General features: G+C 72.5%; 17 protein-coding genes. 11 read left to right on the top strand and 6 right to left on the bottom strand.

The genetic code is table 11. The annotated features are described in order from the left end of the window. The first annotated feature begins 3 nt into the window (after nucleotides 1–3). From gatA to C8E97_RS29245, 5 genes are all read left to right on the top strand, one after another. Nucleotides 4–1,503 (top strand): Asp-tRNA(Asn)/Glu-tRNA(Gln) amidotransferase subunit GatA, encoded by a 1,500-nt coding sequence (gene gatA / locus C8E97_RS29265; RefSeq protein WP_121008662.1) that lies wholly within the window; start codon nucleotides 4–6, stop codon nucleotides 1,501–1,503. Next, a complete protein-coding gene (locus C8E97_RS29260) occupies nucleotides 1,500–1,691 on the top strand; it encodes a hypothetical protein (RefSeq protein WP_121008660.1) in 192 nt (63 codons plus the stop codon). Before gatA ends, C8E97_RS29260 begins: the two co-directional genes overlap by 4 nt. Beyond that, entirely contained in the window at nucleotides 1,688–3,190 is a 1,503-nt protein-coding gene (gene gatB / locus C8E97_RS29255; protein WP_121008658.1) for an Asp-tRNA(Asn)/Glu-tRNA(Gln) amidotransferase subunit GatB, read from the top strand. Before C8E97_RS29260 ends, gatB begins: the two co-directional genes overlap by 4 nt. A 609-nt stretch (nucleotides 3,191–3,799) precedes the next feature. Beyond that, complete coding sequence (locus tag C8E97_RS29250; RefSeq protein WP_121008656.1) at nucleotides 3,800–4,219, top strand: hypothetical protein; 420 nt, start codon at nucleotides 3,800–3,802, stop codon at nucleotides 4,217–4,219. 186 nt (nucleotides 4,220–4,405) lie between these two features. Then, nucleotides 4,406–6,940, top strand: a complete 2,535-nt coding sequence (locus C8E97_RS29245; RefSeq protein WP_246019254.1) for a CHAT domain-containing protein — start codon at nucleotides 4,406–4,408, stop codon at nucleotides 6,938–6,940. Nucleotides 6,941–7,187: 247 nt separating this feature from the next. Here C8E97_RS29245 and C8E97_RS29240 read toward each other — a convergent pair whose 3' ends face one another. Next, nucleotides 7,188–7,661, bottom strand: coding sequence for a carboxymuconolactone decarboxylase family protein (locus C8E97_RS29240; RefSeq protein ID WP_121008652.1), 474 nt, complete (start codon nucleotides 7,659–7,661; stop codon nucleotides 7,188–7,190). 623 nt (nucleotides 7,662–8,284) lie between these two features. On the opposite strand from C8E97_RS29240, the gene C8E97_RS29235 reads away from it, so the two are divergent. Beyond that, nucleotides 8,285–10,810, top strand: a complete 2,526-nt coding sequence (locus tag C8E97_RS29235; protein WP_121008650.1) for a M14 family zinc carboxypeptidase — start codon at nucleotides 8,285–8,287, stop codon at nucleotides 10,808–10,810. Between the two features lie 117 nt (nucleotides 10,811–10,927). On the opposite strand, the gene C8E97_RS29230 is transcribed toward C8E97_RS29235, so the two are convergent. Both C8E97_RS29230 and C8E97_RS29225 read right to left on the bottom strand, forming a co-directional pair. Next, nucleotides 10,928–12,115 (bottom strand): PQQ-dependent sugar dehydrogenase, encoded by a 1,188-nt coding sequence (locus C8E97_RS29230; RefSeq protein WP_121008648.1) that lies wholly within the window; start codon nucleotides 12,113–12,115, stop codon nucleotides 10,928–10,930. A gap of 11 nt (nucleotides 12,116–12,126) precedes the next feature. Then, a complete protein-coding gene (locus C8E97_RS29225) occupies nucleotides 12,127–12,996 on the bottom strand; it encodes an alpha/beta fold hydrolase (protein WP_246019253.1) in 870 nt (289 codons plus the stop codon). Nucleotides 12,997–13,024: 28 nt separating this feature from the next. Here C8E97_RS29225 and C8E97_RS29220 point away from each other — a divergent pair, with 28 nt between their 5' ends. Further along, nucleotides 13,025–13,939 carry a 2-hydroxyacid dehydrogenase gene (locus C8E97_RS29220; protein ID WP_170212026.1) on the top strand — a complete coding sequence of 305 codons (915 nt, stop codon included), beginning with the start codon at nucleotides 13,025–13,027 and terminating at the stop codon, nucleotides 13,937–13,939. A gap of 269 nt (nucleotides 13,940–14,208) precedes the next feature. Further along, nucleotides 14,209–14,997: a DoxX family protein gene (locus tag C8E97_RS29215; RefSeq protein WP_170212025.1), complete on the top strand. Its 789-nt coding sequence runs from the start codon at nucleotides 14,209–14,211 to the stop codon at nucleotides 14,995–14,997. 784 nt (nucleotides 14,998–15,781) lie between these two features. Here the strand turns inward: C8E97_RS29215 and ilvD are convergent. The 3 genes from ilvD to C8E97_RS34990 form a co-directional block, all read right to left on the bottom strand. After that, nucleotides 15,782–17,626, bottom strand: coding sequence for a dihydroxy-acid dehydratase (ilvD, locus tag C8E97_RS29210; RefSeq protein ID WP_121008640.1), 1,845 nt, complete (start codon nucleotides 17,624–17,626; stop codon nucleotides 15,782–15,784). A gap of 74 nt (nucleotides 17,627–17,700) precedes the next feature. After that, the gene (locus C8E97_RS29205) at nucleotides 17,701–18,150 is read right to left on the bottom strand and encodes a vitamin K epoxide reductase family protein (protein WP_246019252.1); all 450 of its coding nucleotides are present in this window, start codon (nucleotides 18,148–18,150) and stop codon (nucleotides 17,701–17,703) included. Between the two features lie 27 nt (nucleotides 18,151–18,177). Then, a complete protein-coding gene (locus C8E97_RS34990; protein WP_170212024.1) occupies nucleotides 18,178–18,783 on the bottom strand; it encodes a PH domain-containing protein in 606 nt (201 codons plus the stop codon). 323 nt (nucleotides 18,784–19,106) lie between these two features. Here C8E97_RS34990 and C8E97_RS29195 point away from each other — a divergent pair, with 323 nt between their 5' ends. The 3 genes from C8E97_RS29195 to ilvC all read left to right on the top strand — a co-directional run bounded on the left by C8E97_RS29195 (nucleotide 19,107) and on the right by ilvC (nucleotide 22,538). Continuing rightward, nucleotides 19,107–20,945 carry an acetolactate synthase large subunit gene (locus C8E97_RS29195; RefSeq protein ID WP_121008634.1) on the top strand — a complete coding sequence of 613 codons (1,839 nt, stop codon included), beginning with the start codon at nucleotides 19,107–19,109 and terminating at the stop codon, nucleotides 20,943–20,945. 2 nt (nucleotides 20,946–20,947) lie between these two features. Then, nucleotides 20,948–21,454 carry an acetolactate synthase small subunit gene (gene ilvN, locus C8E97_RS29190; protein ID WP_121008632.1) on the top strand — a complete coding sequence of 169 codons (507 nt, stop codon included), beginning with the start codon at nucleotides 20,948–20,950 and terminating at the stop codon, nucleotides 21,452–21,454. A 70-nt stretch (nucleotides 21,455–21,524) separates the two neighbouring features. Then, on the top strand, nucleotides 21,525–22,538 hold the full coding sequence (gene ilvC, locus C8E97_RS29185; RefSeq protein ID WP_121008630.1) for a ketol-acid reductoisomerase: 1,014 nt from the start codon (nucleotides 21,525–21,527) through the stop codon (nucleotides 22,536–22,538). The last annotated feature ends 63 nt before the right edge of the window (nucleotides 22,539–22,601 follow it).

The raw sequence follows: 22,601 nt of genomic DNA, 5'->3' as shown, positions 1-22,601 counted from the left end.
ATCATGAGCGACCTGATCCGCAGCACCGCCGACGAACTCGCCACCAAGATCGCGAGCCGCGAGGTCTCCGCCGTCGAGGTCGCGCAGGCCCACCTCGACCGGATCGCCGAGGTCGACGGCGCGGTGCACGCGTTCCTGCACGTCGACACCGAGGGCGCGCTCCGGGCCGCCCGCGCGGTCGACGACGACATCGCCGCGGGCAAGCCGGTCGGCCCGCTGGCCGGCGTCCCGCTGGCCCTCAAGGACGTCCTCACCGCGCAGGGCATGCCGACCACGTGCGGGTCGCAGATGCTCCGCGACTGGATGCCGCCCTACGACGCCACGGTCACCCGCCGGCTGCGCGAGGCGGGCGTCGTGATCCTCGGCAAGACCAACATGGACGAGTTCGCGATGGGCTCGTCCACCGAGAACTCCGCCTTCGGCCCGACCCGCAACCCGTGGGACCTGGACCGCATCCCCGGCGGCTCGGGCGGCGGCTCGTCGGCGTCGCTCGCCGCGTTCGAGGCGCCCCTGGCGATCGGCACGGACACCGGCGGCTCGATCCGCCAGCCCGGCGCGGTCACCGGCACCGTCGGCGTGAAGCCCACCTACGGCGGCGTGTCGCGCTACGGGCTGGTGGCGTTCTCGTCGTCGCTGGACCAGGCCGGCCCGTGCGCGCGCACGGTGCTCGACGCCGCGCTGCTGCACGAGGTCATCGCGGGCCACGACCCGCTGGACTCGACGTCCATCGACGCGCCCGTCCCGCCGGTGGTCGCGGCGGCCCGCGAGGGCGCGCGCGGCGACCTGTCCGGCGTGCGGGTCGGCGTGGTCACGCAGTTCAGCGGCGAGGGCTACCAGCCGGGTGTGCTGCGCTCGTTCGAGGCGGCCGTCGCGCAGCTCAAGCAGTTGGGCGCGGAGGTCGTCGAGGTGTCGTGCCCGAGCTTCGACTACGCGCTGCCCGCCTACTACCTGATCGCGCCGAGCGAGGCGTCGTCCAACCTGGCCCGGTTCGACTCCATGCGCTACGGCATCCGGGTCGGCGACGACGGCACGCGCAGCGCCGAGGAGGTCATGTCGCTGACGCGGGAAGCCGGGTTCGGCCCCGAGGTCAAGCGGCGCATCATGATCGGCACCTACGCCCTGTCGTCGGGCTACTACGACGCCTACTACGGCTCGGCGCAGAAGGTGCGCACGCTCATCACCCGCGACTTCGAGCAGGCGTTCGGCGCGGTCGACGTGCTGGTCTCCCCGACCACCCCGACGACGGCGTTCCGCATCGGCGAGCGCGTCGACGACCCGATGGCCATGTACAGGGCCGACCTGTGCACCATCCCGGCGAACCTGGCGGGCACGCCGGCCATGAGCGTCCCGAGCGGACTGTCCGATGAGGACGGCCTGCCGGTGGGCCTCCAGCTCATGGCGCCCGCGCTGCAGGAGCACCGCATGTACCGGGTGGCGGCGGCCTACGAGGCGGCGCGCGGCCCGGTCATCGCCGAGGTGCCGGTGCTGGCGGGTGCCCGATGAAGAAGGCACGCGCGGTGTTGGCCCTCGTGGGCGCGGTGGGAGCGGCGACGAGCGCGTTCTCCACCCTGAAGTCGGCGCGCGGCGAGAAGGACGGGCTGGCGCTCGTCAACGCGGCGGCGAGCATCCTGGTCGCGATCACCGGCGCGGCGCTGGCCGTGCGCGGGCTCCGGAAGGGCGGTAGGGCATGACCTCCGTGGACGAGCTGATGGACTACGCCGAGGTCATCGAGCGGTTCGACCCGGTGCTGGGCCTTGAGGTGCACGTCGAGCTGCACACGAACACCAAGATGTTCTGCGGCTGCGCGAACCTGTTCGGCGGCGAGCCCAACACGCACGTCTGCCCGACGTGCCTCGGCCTGCCGGGCGCGCTGCCGGTGGTGAACGGCAAGGCGGTGGAGTCGGCGATCCGCATCGGCCTGGCGCTCAACTGCTCCATCGCGGAGTGGTGCCGGTTCGCGCGGAAGAACTACTTCTACCCGGACATGCCGAAGAACTTCCAGACGTCCCAGTACGACGAGCCGATCGCCTTCGACGGCTGGCTCGACGTCACCCTGGACGACGGCTCCGTGGTGCGCGTGGAGATCGAGCGCGCGCACATGGAGGAGGACACCGGCAAGTCCCTCCACGTCGGCGGCGCGACGGGCCGCATCCACGGCGCGGAGCACTCGCTGCTGGACTACAACCGGGCGGGCGTGCCGCTGATCGAGATCGTCACCAAGCCGATCACCGGCACCGGCGCGCGCGCGCCCGAGGTGGCCCGCGCCTACGTGACGGCGCTGCGCGACCTGCTCAAGGCGCTGGACGTGTCCGACGTCCGCATGGACCAGGGCTCGCTGCGCTGCGACGCCAACGTGTCCCTGATGGCCAAGGACGCCGCGGAGTTCGGCACCCGCACCGAGACCAAGAACGTCAACTCGCTGCGCAGCGTCGAGCGCGCGGTGCGGTTCGAGATGACCCGCCAGGCGGCGGTGCTCGTCGGCGGCGGCAAGGTGACCCAGGAGACCCGGCACTTCGACGAGTCGACCGGCGGCACGTCGTCCGGGCGCACCAAGGAGACCGCGGAGGACTACCGGTACTTCCCGGAGCCCGACCTGGTGCCCGTCGCGCCGTCCCGCGAGTGGGTGGAGGAGCTGCGCGGCACCCTGCCGGAACTGCCGTGGGAGCGCCGCAAGCGCGTCCAGCAGGAGTGGGGCCTGACCGACGCGGAGCTGCGCGACCTGGTGAACGCCGGTGCGGTGGACCTCGTGGCGGCCACGGTGGAGGCGGGCGCGACCCAGGCCGAGGCCCGGTCCTGGTGGGTGTCCTACCTGACCAAGGAGGCCAACACGCGCGGCGTGGAGCTGGTCGAGCTGCCCATCACGCCGGCGCAGATCGCGCGCGTGGTGGCCCTGGTCAACGCGGGCGAGCTGACCAACAAGCTGGCCCGCGAGGTCGTCACCGGCGTCCTGGCGGGCGAGGGCGAGCCGGAGGCCGTGGTCGAGGCGCGCGGCCTGAAGGTCGTGTCCGACGACTCGGCGCTGGAGAAGGCGGTCGACGAGGCGCTGGCCGCGCAGCCGGACGTGGCGGCGAAGATCCGCGACGGCAAGGTGGCGGCGGCCGGTGCGATCGTCGGCGCGGTCATGAAGGCGACGAAGGGCCAGGCGGACGCGAAGAAGGTCCGGGACCTCGTCATCGCGCGCTGCTCGTGACCCGCTGCTCGGGTAGCGCGCCGCCCGGTCGGCGCGGCTGATCGGTCACGCGCTGAACGGCGGCCCGCTGCTCGGTCACCCGGTGATCGGCGGCCCGGCTGTCGGTCACCCGGTGATCGGCGGGCCGCTGATCGGCGCCACCCGGCAGGCCCGGCCACTCCGGCCGGGCCTGCCGCGCGTCCGGGGTCGTCGCGGTCTTTGTTCGGCGCCCTTCCGCGGAGATGCGCCTCCGGTGGAACAGCGTTCGCCGGGCGCGCGTCCAGACCTATCCCGGATATTGCGAACGGTGACCGCGGGATTGCCGCGAGTGGCGGTATTCCAGGCGACCGGTCGGTCGGTTTCTCCCCTTATTGCGGGCGCCCCACCGCCTTCACTGTGTTAACACATTCCCCCATTCGAGTGGTAGCGTCGCCCCGAAAGGGGCTTCCGTCCTGGTCAGGCCGCACCTGTATCCCCGAAGTGATTGCGCTCGGTGAATTTCCCCCGCAAAGGTGCGTCCATCTGTGTCAGGCTTGTGCTCGTTCGGGCGGGCCGGGGGGCCGCCGAATGATCAACGCGACCAGCCGAAGATCCCGATTGTCCGGGGTCCGTTGTAGGGGAGGACAACGCATGTCTGCTGAAACCGATCCCAAACTCGTCGAAGAGATCGACGCCATCGAACGCGAGTTGGTGGACGACACCGCGAACGGCCACGTGAACGGCAACGGGAAGACCAACGGCAGGCGCGGCGGCGTCGTGCCCACCGGCGGTCCGTTCAAGACCACCGAGGAACCACCGGTCACCCCGGAGGGCGGACCCTTCAAGACCACGTCCGACCCCGTCGTCACCCCGGAGGGCGGTCCGTTCAAGACCACGTCCGACCCGGTCGTGTCGCCCGAAGGCGGTCCCTTCAAGACCACCGGCGACCCCGTGACGCTGGTCGCGGACGCCACCGGGACCGAAGGCGGCCCGTTCAAGACGACCGACGACCCGGTCGACCCCGACGGGGGCCCGTTCAAGACGACCGACGACCCCGTCCCCGCCAACTGATCCGATCGCGGACGCGCCGGCGGCCGGCCGCATTCCCCGGACGGCCGCCAGTGCGACCCGCACGTCGTGTGCTCTCATATGAGCGTGCCCGATCACGGCGGAAAACCCGGTCGACCGGATGCCGTGGCGGTGGCGAGGGCCCTCCACAAGAAAGCCTTGGAAGCCGCCACGGCCGATCGGTACCTGATGGCGATCCGGCTCCTCCGCGAAGGACTGGCATTGGTCGACCCGCCCGGCGGCGTCGACGAGCGGCTGGAAGTCCGCACCCGGCTGCTCAACACCCTCGCGTTCTGCCTCGCCGAAACCGGCAGCCTCGAAGACGGGCTGGCGCAGATGGCCGCCGCGCGCGCCGCGCCGGACGGCATCTCCGACCAGGCGCTGCGCGACGAGCTGTACAGCCTCGTCGACGGCAACCGCGGCGTCCTGCTCTGCCGCGTCGGCCGCATCGACGAGGGCATCGCGCAACTCGACGCCGACATCGCGTTCAACGAACGACGGCTCGCCGAAGCCACCCGCGCCGGCACGACCGGAGACCCGCGCGTCATCGCGGAACTGCTCATCACCGGCCTGTCCAACCGGGGCATGGCGCACGCCTACCGCACCGACCAGGGCCCGGACCGCGCCATCGCCGACCTCGACCGGGCCGCCGCGCTCGCCGAGCGGTACGGGTTCCAGATCCGCGCCGCCATCGCCACCCACGCGCTCGGCAACGTCCTCCAGCGCGCCGGCGACGTGCCTGCCGCGCTGCGCCGCTACAGCGAGGCGCAGCGGGCGTTCCAGGAACTCGAACCCGGCCTGCTGATGCGGCTGCGCATCGACCAGGCCGAGGCGCTGATCAGCGTCGGCCTCGCGGACGAGGCGGGCACCCTGCTCGACGACGTGCTGCCCGAACTGCGCCGCCAGCGCATCGGGCAGGACGTCGCCGAAGCCGAACTGCTCCGCGCCGCCGCCGCCCTGCTCGACAACGACCTGGTGCTCGCCAAGCGGATGGCCAACGCGGCGCGGCGCAAGCTCGCCCGGCGCGGCAGCCCGGCCTGGGCGGCGGTCGCCAGCCTCATCGCGCTCCGCGTCGACGCCCTCAAAGCCCTCGACGGCCCGCGCCCGTCCGCCACCGTCGTCCACCGGGCCTTGGCGCTGGCCGCCGAACTGGCCGAGCTGAAGCTGTACGACCAGGCGGCGTTCGCCCAAGTCCTCGCCGCACGCCTGGAAGTACGCCGCGGCAACACCGAGCACGCCGGGCGGCTGCTGCGCGACATACCCAAGTTCCGCCGCATCGCGCCCATCGACCACCGGATGCTGCTGCGCCTGTGCCGGGCGGAGCTGGCACTCGCCCGCGGCAACCAGCGCGTCGCCCTCGCCCAGGCGAAAGCGGGCCTGGACGAGCTCGGCCGGATGCGCGACCGGCTCGGCGGCCTCGACCTCGTGTCCGGTACCGCGCTGCACGGCCGCGAACTCGGCGAACTGGCGGTGCGGCTCGTGCTCGCCGGGGGCGACTCGCCCGCCGTCGCGCGCCGCCTGTTCACCTGGCTCGAACGCACCAAGGCGCAGCTCTACCGGTACGAGCGGTTCGAGTCCGCGGCCGACCCGGTGCTCGCCGAGCGGATCACCGAGGTGCGCCAGCTCAGCCGCGCGCTGCTGCGGGCCAGGCTCGACGGGCTGCCCACCGCCAAGCTGGTCAGCAGGCTCGCGGCCAGCCAGCGCGACGCGATGCGCCTCGGCTGGAGCGCCAGCCCGTGGGGCAGACCGCGCCCGGTCGCCACCGCCGACGACATCCTGCCCCGCCTCGGCGACCGCGCGCTCGTCACGTTCGCGTCGTCGGACGACGAGATGATCGCCGTGGTGCTGGCCGGCGGACGCGTCCGCATGGTGCGGCTGGGCGCGGCCGACCCGATCACCGAAGCCGCGCGCCGCCTGCACGCCGACCTCAACGCCCTCGCGCCCGACCACCAGCCCCCACCGCTGGTGGAGGTCATCTCCGCGTCGGCCCGCCGGGAAGCCGAACGCCTGGACCGGGCGCTGCTCGCACCCCTGGCCGCGATGATCGGCGACCGGGAACTCGTGGTCGTGCCGACCGGTGCGCTCTACGTCGTGCCGTGGGGCGTGCTGCCGACGTGCGTCAACCGGCCGACCGTGGTCACGCCGTCGGCCACGGCGTGGCTGTCCAGCAGCCGGTCGGACACCGAGCCGGGTAGCGGGGTGCTCCTCGTGCGCGGGCCGGGGCTGCAGGCGGCGCAGGGCGAGATCGACCGACTCGCCGGCTACCACGCCGACGCGCGGCTGCTCGGCGTGTCCGACGCGAAGGTCGTCACGGTGCTGGAGGCGTTGGACGGGGTGGCGCTCGCGCACGTCGCCGCGCACGGCGAGCACGAGCCCGAGAACGCGCTGTTCTCCAAGCTGGAACTCGTCGACGGCGCGCTGTTCGCGCACGAGGTGGGCCAGATGCGCCGGCCGCCGCGCCGGGTGGTGCTGGCGGCGTGCGAACTCGCGCTCAACCGGGTGCGGCCGGGCGACGAGCCGCTGGGGTTCGCGGGAGCGCTGCTGGCGGGCGGCACGAGGACGGTCATCGCGGCGTCGAGCAAGGTCGGCGACGAACCGTCGGCGGCGGCGATGGCCGACTTCCACCGCAACCTGGCGAACGGCGCCTCACCGGCAGTGGCACTGGCCGACGCGATCGCGACAGACCCCCTACGCCGACCGTTCGTGTGCCTGGGCTCAGGCTGACCCCGCCGACGGGCCGTCCCCAGACACCCGGCCTCCCGGACGCCCAGGCACCTGGCCCCCCGACCAGACACCCGGCTCCCCCGGACACCCGGCCGGGGCGCGTGCCGGACACCCGGCCGGGGCGCGTGCCACCCGCACCCCACGACCCGACCTGCCACCCGCCCACGCCCCGACCGCCCCAGGCCGCCCACGACCCGACCGCGTCCGAGGCCGCGCGACCCGACCGTCCCAGGTCGCGCCCGTCGCGTTAAGCGAACTGGCCGACCTGGTAGTCCCCGGCGGGCTGCTGGACCAGCACGTTCACCCGGTTGAAGGCGTTGATGACCGCGATGAGCGACACCAACGCGGCGAGCTGGTCCTCGTCGTAGTGCTTGGCGGCGTTCGCCCACACGTCGTCCGACACGCCACCCGCCGCGTCCGCGATGCGAGTGCCCTGCTCCGCCAGCTCCAGGGCGGCACGCTCGGCCTCGGTGAACACCTTGGCCTCCCGCCACGTCGCGATCAGGTTGAGCCGCGTCGAGGTCTCCCCGGCGTGCGCGGCCTCCTTGGTGTGCATGTCGGTGCAGAAGGCGCAGCCGTTGATCTGGCTGGCGCGGATCTTCACCAGCTCCTGCGTGGCAGCCGGCAACGCCGAGTCCGCCACCGCCCTGTTCGCCGCGACGAAGTGCTTCACGGCCTTGGCCGCGACCTGGTTGCCGAGGAGGTTCAAGCGAGCTTCCACGATGGTGCACTCCTTGCCGTTGTCGGTGGGTACACCTCTATGACGCATCAGCTCGGCCAGTTGTGACAGCGCCGCCTGTGACGCGCCGCGCCCGGACGCCTGTGACATGCACCGCCCACGACCTGCCCACCCACGACCTGCCTGCCTGCCCACCCACGACCTGCACCGCCCAGCCGACACAATCCCCGCCCACGCCGCCCACGCCGTGCCCGCGCCGCATGAGACATGGCCGCCCGCGCCCCACGAGACCTGCACACCGCACAGCGAGACCCGCGAGGACCCCGAACACCCGACGAGGAACCCCGAACCCGGACGACCCCGCAGAATCCCGGACCCCGGAACCGGGACCATTCCGAGCCGGGCAGCCCGAGGGCAGCCCGAGGCGAGGCCGCCGGAACGAGTTCCCGCCGTGTGCCGCGCTCCTTGTTTACGGCAACGAAATCGCCGAGCCGAAAGTGCCCGAAACGCCGCGACCCGCGTCAGGTTCCCCCGATGGAGTGATCAACACCTGGGCGCCCCGCCACCACGTTCGATCATACCCCCGACCCGCCAACCAAAAGGCCGGTTGACCAGCGAGCATCCGACCCACTAGGCACAAGGGGGCACCGGTGAGAGGGGTTTCGATGCGGTCGGCGTTGCTGGTCCTGTCACTGTTGGTCGCCGTCGCCACCCCGGTCTCCGCCTCCCCGGACCGGGGTCGTGGTGCGGAGCCCGGCAACGGCCCCGAGCGCAACGCCGTCGCCGCCCAGGACCCGCCACCCTCCGCCCGAGCCACCGCCCGCGGCGACAACCGTCCCGACGGCGGCCGCGGCTATCCCCGCCGCACGCACCTCCGCACCTACCCCGAAGACCCCACCGACAAGGCGATCAAGCTCGACCTCGCCCCCTACCACTCGCTCGCACCGAAGCTCAACGACCTGCAACGGCGCAGCGACCGCATCTCCGTCGAGGTCATCGGCCAGTCGACGGCGGGCCGCGACCTGTACCTCGTCACGCTCACCGCACCGGAGAGCCCCGCCGAGACCCGCCGCCAGGAGACGTGGCGCGACCGGATCGGGAACGACCCCGCCGCCGCCCGCCGCGATCCGTTCCTGCACACCGCCTACAAGGCGCCGATCTGGATCAACGCCAACATCCACGGCGACGAGTGGGAGGGCACGGACGGCGCGCTGCGCGTCATCGACCACCTCGCCACCACGTCGGACCGCGCCGCGCTGGAGTTGTTGCGGCGCAACCGCGTCCACATCAACCTCACCGCGAACCCGGACGGCCGGGTCGCCGGCACCCGCTCCAACGCCGCCGGGTTCGACCTGAACCGGGACTTCGTCACCGCCTCCCAGCCCGAGTCACGCGCCATGCGCGACCTGGTGCGGCGCACCCAGCCGCTGATGGTGCTCGACGAACACGGCTACGTCGAGGACACCCTCATCGAACCGACCACCCCGCCGCACGGCCAGAACTACGACTTCGACCTCTACCTCAAGCACGGCTACGAGGGCGCGCTGCGCATGGCGGAAGCCGTCCGCGCCCTCGGCCACCCGGAGGCCGCCGCACCGGTGATCCCGTTCCGCGACTACGAACCCGGCGTCTGGGACGGTTGGGCGCCCATCTACACCGCCCAGTACTCGATGTACCACGGTGCCGTGTCGTACACGGTCGAGGTACCCATGCGCGTGAACCACGCCGAATACGTGACGCTGCCCGTGCCGGAACTGCGGCGGCGGTCGAGGATCAACACCGACGTCGTCGAAGCGACCATCCGCAGCACCCTCGACTACGTCCACCGGCACCGGACTTCCTTGCTGGACAACCAGATCGAGATGTTCCGCCGCGGCGCGGCCGGTGAGCCGCAACGCCACATCCCCGACGGCTTCGTGCCCGGCTTCGGGCCGGAGGACCGCTACACCACCGAGTTCCCGCGCGCGTACGTCATCCCGACCGGCCCGGACCAGCGCTCCGGCCCCGCCGCCGCTCGCCTGGTCGACCACCTGGTCGCCAACGACGTCAGGGTGCAACGCGCCGAACGGCCCTTCACCGCCGCCGGGCGGAGGTACCAGGCCGGCTCGTACGTCGTGGACATGCGCCAACCCAAGCGCGGCATGGCGAACGTGCTGCTGGAAGCCGGGCGCGACCTGTCCGACCGGGTGCCCGTCATGTACGACATCTCCGCCTGGAGCCACCGCCTGCTGTGGGGTGCTTCCGTGGACGTCGTCCGCGACGGACCGCTCGACGTGCGGGGCCGGCACGTCACGGCCGCATACCCCACCGGCGCGGTGGACGCCGCGCCCGGCCGTGACCTCGCGCTGCGGCTCGTCGACCCGAAGGACGTCAGCGCCGTCAACGACCTGCTCGGACGCGGTCTGCCACTGCACCGGCAGGACGACGACACCGTCGTCGTCCCCGCCGCCGCGCGATCGGCCGCCGCCGAGGTGGCCGACCGCCACGGCGTGCGGTTCACGGCCGCCGACGCACCCGGCGGGACGCCGATGCGCCGGCCCGTGGTGGCGGCAGCGGTGGCCGCAGACGAGCTGAAAGCGTTGCGCGACATGGGTTTCGAGGTCCACCCGGTGTCCACGGCGGCGCTGGGCGCTGGATTCGACTGGTCACGCGTCGACGTGCTGTTCGTGTCGTCCGGCCTGGACCTCGACCAGTTGACGCCCGGCGCGAAGGCGTCGCTCGACGCGTTCCTCGCGCGCGGCGGCGGTGTCGTCACCCGGGGCGCGACCGGTGCGCGGTTCAACGCCGACGCGGGCGTGCTCCCGGCCCGCGCGGTGGCGGGCAAGGAGGACGCGAACGGCATCGTCACCGTGACCGACCACGCCGGGCGGACCGGCCACTCGTTCGTCTACGCGCCCCTGTGGTTCACCGACCCGGGCACGGGCGTCACCGCCGAGCAGCGCTACGGGGAACTGGTCGCCGGCCACTGGACCACCCGCGCCGACGGTTCCGGCGGGCAGGACTCGGCGGCGGGCCAGGCGGCGGTCGTCTCCGGCACGTCGCCCCACGGCGGCAAGGCCGTCCTGTTCGGCACCGAGCCGCTGTTCCGCGACCACCCCAAGGGCCTGTACCGGGAGGTCGCCGACGCCCTCTACCGAACAGCACCGGTCCCGGCCCGGATACCGACCTCGGCACCGGTTCCGACCGGCTGACCGCGGCCAAGCCGGACGGGGCCGCTCGACCGCCGACCGGACCACCCGTCGACCGGACCGCCCGCCCACCGGACCGCCCGCCGACCGGACCGACCGCCGGCTGCCAACGCTGCGCCGCTAGTCCTTGCCCCCGCCGTTGGCGTCCTGCTGCCGCACGATGATCGCCACGCGGTCGTCGCTGGACACCGGGGCGCCACCGGCGTTCTTGTTCACCGTGCCGACCAGCGCGGTGTTGTCGTCGATCGCCACCAGCGCCCCGAGCCGCCCGAACCCGCCCTCCTTGTCCAGGTACGGCTCCGGCTTGCCGGTGAAGCTCCCGTCCGGGCTCATCGGCATCACCAGCGTGCCGGGCGTGTTCGCCGTGCCCAGCCACATCGCGTTCGACAGCGACGCGCACCCGTTCACACCGGGCTTGTCCGGCCACGACCACGCCGGGTTGCCCAGCGGCTTGCCCGACTCCACCCGGTACAGCAGGTCGGCGGACGCGCCCGCGTCCGTCACCCACGTCTTCGAACCGTCACCCGACACGCACAACCCCGCCGGCGACCGCAGCCCCGACGCCAGCACCCGCGACCCCGCCGCCGGGTTGCCGCGCGCGGGCTGGCCCGAGCCGTCGATCCGGAGCACCTTGCCCGCCAACGAGCCGGCGTCGGCGGCCAGCGCCGGGTTGCCCGCGTCACCGGTCGCCACCAGCAGGGCACCCGACCGGTCGTAGGACAGCACGCCCCGGTTGCCCGACGGCCCCTTCGGTATGCCCGTCAGCACCGGCTTCGGCACGTCGTTCGGGGCGATCCGCAGCACGCGGTTGTCGGTGGCCGTCGTCACGTAGACGTAAGCCAGCTGGTCCTCGGGATACGCCGGCGACAGCGTCAGCCCGGTCAGCCCGCCGTCCGACGAGGCGTCCACCTCGAAGGTGTGCAGCACCACCGGGTCCACGTCCTTGGTGACCTTGAGCAGCCGTCCCGTGGTCCGCTCGGCCGCCAGCGCCGTCGCCACGCCCGTCGACTGGTTCACGTCCGTCAACGCCACCGCCGACACGGGCGACAAGCACGTGCCCAGCACGGCCGGGCTGAAGTCCTTGCAGCCCTGCGGCGGCGGGACCGGGCTCGGCTGCTGGCCGGGCTGCTGCCCCTGACCGGGGCTCTTCGGCAGCTCGCCGGGCAGCTCGGGCTTCGGCCCCGCCTGCGGCGTGAGCTGCGGCGCGGGACTCCACCCGGACGGCGCCGGCTGCTCCGGGAAGCTCGCGCAGCCGACGGCCAGCAGGCCGACAGCGGAGCCGATCAGCAACCCACGGAGTCGTGACACAAGCGCCAAGGCTAGGCGCGCGGCCGTGAACGTGAGGTGAGCGGGCCGTCCGCGGACCGCTCCACCGCCTCGTCGACGGCCGCCGCGCGCTCCAGCAGCAGCTCCAGCTCCTCCACCACGACCCGCGGGTTCTCCAGCGGCAGGAAGTGCGTGTTCGGCAGCACCCGCACCCGCGCCTGCGGCAGCCCCGCCACCGGCCCGACCACGCTGTCCGGCGACGCCAGCAGGTCGTACCGGCCGGCCAGCACCGTCGTGGGGCACGTCACGCCCGTCAGGTCCAGCCGCGGCGTGCGGCCCAGCGCGAGCGCCAACGTGAAGTACCAGCCCCAGTCGTGCTGGAGGAACCGCCGCAGCGACCCGACCGCCGGCGACGACAGGTCCGGCACCGGCACCCGGTGCAGCACTGAGTCCAGCAGCGGGCCGGCGACCCGGAGCGCCCTCGCCGACGACACGCCGACGAACCTGCGCAGCCCCTCCGGCACGCCCGGCAAGCCCAGGGCGCTCCCGAACGAGTCGCCCGGCGCGCCCGCCACCAGCATCAGCCCCGACACCCGCTCCGGGTGCCGGAGCGCCAACCCGGCGGCCACCGTGACGCCCATCGACCAGCCCATCACCACGCACCGCTCGACACCGCCGTCGTCCAGCACGGCCAGCGCGTCGGCGACGTGGTCCCGCAGCGTGATCCGCGTCGGGTCGTCCGGGCGTCGCGACCCCATCGTGCCGCGGTGGTGCCAGCTGTGGACGCGCGCGGCGGGCAGCGCCGGCCACGTGGTCGGCGCGGCGCCCAGGCCGGGGCTCAGGAGCACGTCCGGGCCCGCCGTGTCGGTGCGCCACAGCCTGATGCGCGTGCCGTCGCTGGAGAACACGTCATGTTCCCGCATGGCCGACAGTGTGCCGTAGCGTGCGGGTGTGACGCTTACCGTGTTGGTCCCCGACGACCTTGGCCTCGCTGTCCTGTCCGACGTGGAGGGTGTCCGGGCGGTCCGGTACTCGGTGGACGAGGAGTTGCCGCCCGAGGCGGCCGACGCCGAGGTGCTGGTGCCGAAGTTCCTCCAGCACACCGATCCGCGCGACTTCTTCGGCAAGCTGCCGAACCTGCGGCTCGTGCAGTTGCTGAGCGCGGGCGCGGAGCGGTTCATCGGCACGGTGCCCGACGGGGTGCTGCTTTCCACGTGCCGGGGCGCGCACGGCGGGAGCACGGCGGAGTGGGCGGTCGGGGCGCTGCTGGCGATCTACCGGGACTTCCCGGTGTTCGAGCGGGCGCGGCTGGAGCGGCGGTGGGACTACCACCTGACTGAGACGTTGCAGGGGAAGAAGGCGCTCGTCGTCGGCGCGGGTGACCTGGGGCGGCAGTTCCGGCGCCGGCTGGAGCCGTTCGACGCGACCGCGACCCTGGTGGGGCGTACCGCGCGGGACGGCGTGCACGGGATGGACGAGCTGCCGGGCCTGCTCGGCGAGTACGACATCGTGCTGGTGGTGGTGCCGCTGACGCCCGAGACGACGGGGATGGTGGACGCCGATTTCCTGGCGCGGATGAAGGACGGCGCGATCCTGGTCAACGCGGCGCGCGGTGCCGTGGTGGACACCGACGCGCTGGTGGCCGAGCTGGTGTCGGGGCGGTTGCGGGCGGCGCTGGACGTGACGGACCCTGAGCCGCTGCCCGAGGACCATCCACTGTGGACCGCTCCGGGGCTGTTCCTGACGCCCCACGTGGCCGGGTCGTGCACCGGGCACGCGGCGCGGGCCTATGCCGTGGTGGCGGCCGAGGTGGCGCGGTTCGCTCGGGGTGAGGAGCCGCACAACCTGGTGCGGGGCGACTACTGACCTGCGACGGCCGGTACCGGTCTGTGACGGTCGGTACCGGTCTGTGTCTGTGTCTGTGTCTGTGACGGCCGGTACCGGTCCGCGACGGCCGCCCGCTGTCGCGATCGGCCGCCCGGAGCCGTGCGTGCCGAACGGCCCGGAACTCGCGGTTCGGGGCCGATCGGCGCTTTCAGACCCCGATGAAGTGGGCAAATTAGCCTGAACGGGTCAATATCGGCCGCACAACGGACGCTCGCGGACGTGCTCCGAACCTCCTAACGTGCGGGTGCGTGGCGACTCACGACGACGGCCCGAGGTCTTCGGGCGGCTATTCCGACGACGGTTTCTATTCGACTTCGACGAGTGGCGCGGGCGGGGGAGCACATCACTTCGACGACGGCACGCGGGCGTTCGGCGGGGACACGAGCAGGTTCGACAAGGACACGAGCACCTTCGACACCTCCGGCTACACCCCGGTCGACGACTTCGCGCCGGGTGCCCGCGGCGGGCCGTACGACGAGGCCGCGCACTACGACGAGGACGACCGGCGCAAGCCGTTCGGGTGGACGGGCAGCGCCGACCTGGGCCTGCTGGTGCTGCGCCTGGCGCTGGGCGGCGCGTTCCTCGGCCACGGGGCGCAGAAGGTCTTCGGCGTGCTCGGCGGACCGGGCATCGACGGTTTCGCGCGCACCCTGGCCGACCTGGGCTACCGCGAGGAACGAATCCTCGCGTGGGTCACCGGGCTCACCGAACTGGTCGGCGGCGGCCTCCTCGTGCTGGGCCTGTTCACGCCGCTCGCGGCGGCGGGCATCCTCGGCGTGATGGCCAACGTGATCGCGTTCAGGTACGGCGGCCAACTCTTCCCACCCGACGGCCTGCGCCGCTTCCTCAACCCGAACGGGGTCGAGCAGGAGGTGGCCTACGCGGCGATGGCGTTCGCCCTCGTCTTCGCGGGTCCGGGCCGGGCGGCGATCGACTACAACCGCGGCTGGTTCCGCCACCCGCTGCTGACGGGCATCCTGTGCTTCCTCCTGGCGGCCGGGGCGACGGCCGTGACCCTGCTCGTCTTCCGCGACTGATCCCGCCTTCCTGGGCTGGTGGCGGTCGGCAGGCCGGCTGGGGGCCTGGTGGCGGTTGCCAGGTCGGCTGGGGGCGGTCGGCAGGCCGGGGCGTCGGCAGGCCGGGGCTGGGGCCTGGTGGCGGTCGGCAGGCCGGCTCGCGGCTGGGTGGTCAGCGATGGCGACGCGGGCTGGGACGCGGGCCGCGTGTCCGCTCGCCCGACCTGCTGCGTGGTGTGCGCTGCGTGGGGGCCGGCAGCGCCGCAGGTGCTCGCTGGTGGCTGGTGGCGGCGGGAGGTGGGTGCTGGGGTGGCGTGTTCGGCTGACGTGGCCTGTGCGGGCCTCGCCGCCGTGCCTCGCTCCGCCTCTCCGCCCTGCGCTCTCCGCCCTGTGTCCGCTGGGCCCTGCGTCCGCTGGTCCCTGGCGCGTCCGCTGTTCCCTGTCCGCCTCGGTCCTCACCGTCGTGAGTCACCGTCGTGAGTCGCTGCGCCTTTCCGTCGTGAACGTCCGCCTCTCCGCCGAACGAACTCAACCCAACCGTCGAACTTGCGTCGTGAGCCCCGTGTCGTGCGCCCCCGTGGTGTGCATGTCTGCCCGCCGTGCCGCGCTCCTTGTTTACGGCAACGAAAGCGCCGACCGATTAGTGCCCGAATCCGCAGCACTCATCCGAGTGGTCTTGGAGTCGACCGAAACGCCCGATCAGTGCACCCTCCGCACATGCGCGACCCGTTCGGGCACCGCACAATGGCACCCGAACGGGTCGGCGAAAGGAAGGGGGAAGTCGGAAACGAGAACCGGGAAAGGCTCAGCGGTTCACGTCGCGCACCGCGCCCCTTGCCGCGTCCGTCGTCAGCAGAGCATAAGCCCGCAACGCCGCCGTCACCGGCCGAACCCGGTCCACCGGCTGCCAAGGCCGCTCCGACGCCTCCATCTTCGCCCGCCGCTCCGCCAGCACCTCATCCGGCACCAGCAGCTCCAACCGCCGCTCGTGCACGTCGATCAGGATCCGGTCCCCGTCCTCCACCAGGCCGATCGCCCCGCCGCCCGCCGCCTCCGGCGACACGTGGCCGATCGACAACCCGGACGTCCCGCCCGAGAACCTGCCATCGGTGATCAGCGCGCACTTCCTGCCCAGCCCGGCGCCCTTCAGGAACGCGGTCGGGTGCAGCATCTCCTGCATCCCCGGACCGCCCGCGGGACCCTCGTAGCGGACCACGAGCACGTCACCCGCCTGGATCTCCTTGTTCAGGATCACCGACACGGCCTGCTCCTGCGACTCCACGACCCGCGCCGGCCCCTCGAAGCGCCACAGCTCCTCGTCGATGCCCGCCGCCTTGATCACCGCCCCGTTCTCGGCCAGGTTCCCGCGCAGCACGGCCAGGCCGCCGTCCTTGGTGTAGGCGTGCGCGACATCGCGGATGCACCCGCCCGCCGCGTCCGTGTCGAGCTTCGACCAGCGGTTGGTCGTGGAGAACGCCTGCGTCGTCCGGACACCGCCCGGCGCGGCGTGGAACAGCTCCACCGCCTCCTCGGACGGCGCCTCCGCGCGGACGTCCCACCTCGACAGCCACGACGCCAGGTCGGGGGAGTGGACCGAGCGCACGTCCTCGTTGAGCAGCCCCGCCCGCCACAGCTCGCCGAGCAGCGCCGGGATGCCGCCCGCCCGGTGCACGTCCTCCATGTGGTAGTCGGAGTTAGGCGACACCTTCGACAGGCACGGCACGCGCCTGCTCAGCGCGTCGATGTCGGCGAGCGTGAAGTCGATCTCGCCCTCCTGCGCGGCGGCGAGGATGTGCAGCACCGTGTTGGTCGAGCCGCCCATCGCCATGTCCAGCGCCATCGCGTTCTCGAACGCCGCCCGCGACGCGATGGAGCGCGGCAGCACGGACTCGTCGTCGGAGCCGTAGTAGCGGCGGCACAGCTCGACCACGGTGCGGCCGGCCTCCGCGAACAGCTCGCGCCGCGCCGCGTGCGTCGCCAGGGTGGAGCCGTTGCCGGGCAGGGCCAGGCCCAGCGCCTCGGTGAGGCAGTTCATCGAGTTGGCCGTGAACATCCCCGAGCACGAGCCGCACGTCGGGCACGCCGAGCGCTCGACCTCGGTCAGCCCCGCGTCGTCGACGTCGGGCGACGCGGACGCCGCGATCGCCGTGATCAGGTCGGTCGGCGCGACCGCGACCCCGTCCACGACGACGGCCTTGCCCGCCTCCATCGGCCCGCCGGACACGAACACGACCGGGATGTTGAGGCGCATCGCCGCGTTCAGCATCCCCGGCGTGATCTTGTCGCAGTTGGAGATGCAGACGATCGCGTCGGCCTGGTGCGCGTTCACCATGTACTCGACCGAGTCGGCGATGATCTCGCGCGACGGCAGCGAGTACAGCATCCCGCCGTGGCCCATCGCGATGCCGTCGTCCACCGCGATGGTGTGGAACTCGCGCGGCACGCCGCCCGCCTCGCGGACCGCCTCGGCCACGATGTCGCCGAGATCGCGGAGGTGCACGTGGCCCGGCACGAACTGCGTGTACGAGTTGGCGATGGCCACGATCGGCTTGCCGAAGTCGCTGTCGGTCATGCCGGTCGCGCGCCACAGCGCGCGGGCGCCCGCGGCGTTGCGGCCGTGGGTCGTGGTGCGGGAACGGAGCGGTGGCACGGCTCCTCCAGAGTCTGCTCAAAAGCGGTGTCGCGAAAGGCGCGGGGTGGGCGCCGGAGTCCGGGAGCGGTGACTCAGAGGCTACTCCGCCGCAGCGCCGCCGCGACCAGCACGCCCGCGAGCGCGAGTGTGATCACGTGCACGGCGGTGCACCACAGGCAGACCTTGCCGATCAGGATGAACTCGGCGGCCACGAGGTAGACCACGAACAGCACGCCGACGCCGACCGCCGCGAGCCGAGGCCAGTGCAGCCGCTGGTCACGCCACGCGACCGGCAGGCACAGCACGGTGACGAACGCGAAGAACGCCAGGCCCAGCACCGCGACGGGGATGCCGAAGAACTCGGACTGCTCGCTCGTGGTCACCGTGCCGCAGTCGATGACCGCGCCCTCGGCGCACAGCAGCGCGTCCTTCGAGTAGTGCGCCACGGTCAGGTAGGCCGACACGGCGAGCCCGGCGAGGGACAGTGCGAGGCTGACCGGCACGACCCAGCGCGCCTGCGTGTTCGACGTCACTTCCGGCATTTTACGTGCGCCGGTGTTGCGTTCCGGTCAGGGCTCCGGCCGGGCCTCGGGGCGGTCCGCGCGACGGGCGGTACCGGCCTCCGACGCGTCGGCCCCCGATGGTTCCGGCTCGGACGGTTCCGCCTGAGACGGTCCGGCGTCCGAAGGTCCAGCCCCGGTCGGTTCGCCCTGCGGCGGTGCGGAACCCGCCGGTACGGGCTGCGCGGGGCCGGGTTCCGCCTGCTCGGTCCCCGCCTGCTCGGTTTCCCCCGGTGCCGCGTCCGACCGGTCGGTCGGGTCGGCGACGCGCCCACCGCTCACCGCGGCGATCGCGGGCAGGTGACCCGCCCGGACGGCGGGCAGGCGTACCTGCGTGTCGTCCGCCAGCACGGCGCTCAGCCAGCCCCGCGGCACGACCTTGATGGCCTTCACCTCGTCCCACGCGACCACCCGCTTGGCGAACGTGCCGCGCGCCACCAGCCGCTCCGGGTCGACCGTGGTCCGGTTGCGCAGCACCCACCACGCGAACCCGGCGGGCAGCAGGTAGATGGCCTGGAGACCGGGCGCGGCCCACGCGAACGGGGTCACGCAGATGGCGATGGAGGCCGCCGCGATCAGGGCAGGCGCGGGAATCCGGAACACGAGCTTCTGCACACCACGGGATGCTGCCACCTCCTCCACCGGCCGGGTGACGGCAGCCCCCGCCGCCCCGCCCGCCGAGGCACGGCGGGCCACCGGCGGGCCTTCGGCGAGCGTCCACGATCCGGGAGAGCCGTCCCGCAGAGTTGACGCCCGTCGTGGTTGACGGTTAACGTCACCGCCATGCAGCGCAACCTCGTTCTCGTACTTCCCAGGCGCGTCGCCGCCTAGGCTTATCGAGCTTGCGTCGACGCGCGACCCTCGTCCCACCCGTCCGGGTTGGCGAGGGTTTTTTCGTGCCCGGACCGTGCATTCTCCTTTACCCACGAGGCAGACAGATGACCAGCGCAACCTCGCGACCGGCTCCCGGCGAGCCGCCGTCGCCCCGCCCTGGACCGCGGCCGAAGCCGGCCCCGCCGAGCGGCGCCCCCCTCCGCGTGACCGGCGCCCAGTCCCTCGTCCGCTCGCTCGAATCGGTCGGCTGCGAGGTGGTGTTCGGCATTCCCGGCGGCACGATCCTGCCCGCCTACGACCCGTTGCTCGACTCCACGAAGGTGCGCCACGTCCTGGTGCGCCACGAGCAGGGCGCGGGGCACGCCGCGACGGGGTACGCGCAGGCCACCGGCCGGGTCGGGGTGTGCATGGCCACGTCCGGCCCCGGCGCGACGAACCTGGTCACGCCCTTGGCCGACGCGAACATGGACTCGGTGCCCGTGGTCGCCATCACCGGCCAGCAGTCGCGGCCCCTGATCGGCACGGACGCGTTCCAGGAAGCCGACATCTGCGGTATCACGATGCCGATCACCAAGCACAACTTCCTCGTCACGGACGCGGCGGACATCCCGCGCGCCATCGCCGAGGCGTTCCACCTGGCCTCGACCGGCCGCCCCGGCCCGGTCCTGGTGGACATACCCAAGGACGTGCTCCAGGAGATGACGTCGTTCTCCTGGCCGCCGGAGCTGCGCCTGCCCGGCTACCGCCCGACCACCCGCCCGCACGGCAAGCAGGTGCGCGAGGCGGCGAAGCTGATCGCGGCGGCCAAGCGGCCCGTGCTCTACGTCGGCGGCGGCGTGATCAAGGCGGACGCCTCGCCCGAGCTGCTGGAGCTGGCGGAGTCGACCGGCATCCCGGTCGTCACGACGCTGATGGCCCGCGGCGCGTTCCCCGACTCGCACCGCCAGCACCTGGGCATGCCCGGCATGCACGGCACGGTCGCGGCGGTCGCGGCGATGCAGAAGGCCGACCTGCTGGTGGCCCTCGGCGCGCGGTTCGACGACCGGGTGACCGGGCAGCTGTCCACGTTCGCGCCGGACGCGCGGGTCGTGCACGCCGACATCGATCCGGCGGAGATCTCCAAGAACCGGCGCGCGGACGTCCCGATCGTGGGCGACTGCAAGGAGATCATCGCCGAGCTGATCGAGGCGCTGCGCGCCGAGCGGGCGAACGGCGCGCGCGCGGTCGACCTCGCACCGTGGTGGGAGCAGCTCGACGCGCTGCGCACGACGTTCCCGCTGGGCTACGACTGGCCGGACGACGGCACGCTGTCCCCGCAGTACGTGATCGAGCGCATCGGCGCGCTGTCGCCGGCGGACGCCCTGTACACGGCCGGCGTCGGGCAGCACCAGATGTGGGCGGCGCAGTTCGTCAAGTACGAGTCGCCGCGCACGTGGATCAACTCCGGCGGGCTGGGCACGATGGGGTTCGCGGTGCCCGCGGCGATGGGCGCGAAGGCGGGCAGGCCCGACGTCCAGGTGTGGGCGATCGACGGCGACGGCTGCTTCCAGATGACCAACCAGGAACTCGCCACCTGCGCCATCGAGAACATCCCGATCAAGGTCGCGGTGATCAACAACGGCAACCTGGGCATGGTCCGGCAGTGGCAGACCCTGTTCTACGGTGAGCGGTACTCCAGCACCGACCTGGGCACGCACAAGCACCGCATCCCGGACTTCAAGCTGCTGGCCGAGGCGATGGGCTGCGCCGGCCTGCGCGCCGAGTCGCGCGAGGAGGTCGACGCGGTCATCCAGCAGGCGCTGGCGATCGACGACCGCCCGGTCGTGATCGACTTCGTGGTCGGCAAGGACGCCCAGGTGTGGCCGATGGTCGCGGCGGGCACCGGCAACAGCGAGATCATGGCCGCGCGGGGCATCCGCCCGCTGTTCGACGAGGACGAGTGACGATGACGAGGCACACCCTGAGCGTTCTGGTCGAGGACAAGCCCGGCGTCCTCGCGCGGGTGGCGGGCCTGTTCTCCCGCCGCGGCTTCAACATCGAGTCGCTCGCCGTCGGCCGCACCGAGCACCCCGACATCTCCCGGATGACCATCGTGGTGTCGGTGGAGGAGCTGCCGCTGGAGCAGGTCACCAAGCAGCTCAACAAGCTCGTCAACGTCATCAAGATCGTGGAGCTGGAGACGACCGCGTCCGTGCAGCGCCAGCTCCTGCTCGTGAAGGTCCGCGCCGACGCGACCGTGCGCAGCCAGGTCCTGGAGACCGTGCAGCTGTTCCGCGCGAAGGTCGTCGACGTGTCGCCCGAGGCGGTCACGGTCGAGGCGACCGGCACGTCCGAGAAGCTCGACGCGCTGCTGCGGATGCTGGAGCCCTACGGGCTCCGCGAGATCGTCCAGTCGGGCATGGTCGCCATCGGCCGCGGCGCCCGCTCCATCACCGCGACCGCGGTGCGCTGAGATCCGTTCGAGTGAGCGCCCGCCCACCGCAGGCCGGCGTCGATCGACACTAGGAAGGGAAGTACCACCAGTGAGCGTCGAGATCTTCTACGACGACGATGCCGACCTGAGCGTCATCCAGGGTCGCAAGGTCGCGGTCATCGGCTACGGCAGCCAGGGCCACGCCCACGCGCTGAGCCTGCGCGACTCGGGCGTCGACGTCCGGATCGGCCTCCCCGAGGGCTCCAAGTCGCGGGCCAAGGCCGAGGACGAGGGCCTGCCCGTCGGCACGCCCGCCGAGGTCTCCGCCGAGGCCGACCTGATCATGATCCTCGCGCCGGACACCGCGCAGCGGCACATCTACGCGCAGGACATCGCGCCGAACCTCAAGGACGGCGACGCGGTCTTCTTCGGCCACGGCTTCAACATCCGCTACGGCCTGATCCAGGTCCCGTCCAACGTGGACGTGGCGATGGTCGCGCCGAAGGGCCCCGGCCACCTGGTGCGCAGGCAGTTCGTGGACGGGAAGGGCGTGCCCGCGCTGATCGCGGTCGAGCAGGACGCGTCCGGCACCGCGCAGGCGCTCGCCCTGTCCTACGCCAAGGCCATCGGCGGCACGCGGGCGGGCGTCATCAAGACGACGTTCAAGGAGGAGACCGAGACCGACCTGTTCGGCGAGCAGGCGGTGCTGTGCGGTGGCGCGTCGGCGCTGGTGCAGGCCGGTTTCGAGGTGCTCACCGAGGCGGGCTACGCGCCCGAGGTGGCGTACTTCGAGTGCCTGCACGAGCTGAAGCTGATCGTCGACCTCATGTACGAGGGCGGCATCGCGCGGATGCGGTACTCGATCTCGGACACCGCCGAGTACGGCGACCTCACCCGCGGCCCGCGCGTCATCACGCCGGCCGTGAAGGAGGAGATGCGCAGGATCCTCGGCGAGATCCAGGACGGCACGTTCGCCACCGAATGGGTGAACGAGGACGACGCCGGCCGCGGCAACTACAAGAAGTTGCAGCAGGAGGGCGAGCAGCACCCGATCGAGGAGGTCGGGAAGAAGCTGCGCGGCCTGATGTCCTGGGTCGACCGGCCGATCACCGAGACCGCCTGAGCCCTTTTCCGGGACGGAGCCCGCGGTGTTCACCCACGCCGCGGGCTCCGGTATATCTAGGCC

Origin of the sequence: Saccharothrix australiensis, from assembly GCF_003634935.1 — a bacterium.
Classification (GTDB): domain Bacteria; phylum Actinomycetota; class Actinomycetes; order Mycobacteriales; family Pseudonocardiaceae; genus Actinosynnema; species Actinosynnema australiense.
Note: the sequence above shows the minus strand (reverse complement) of the source record. Positions and strands in the feature narration are given on the sequence as shown.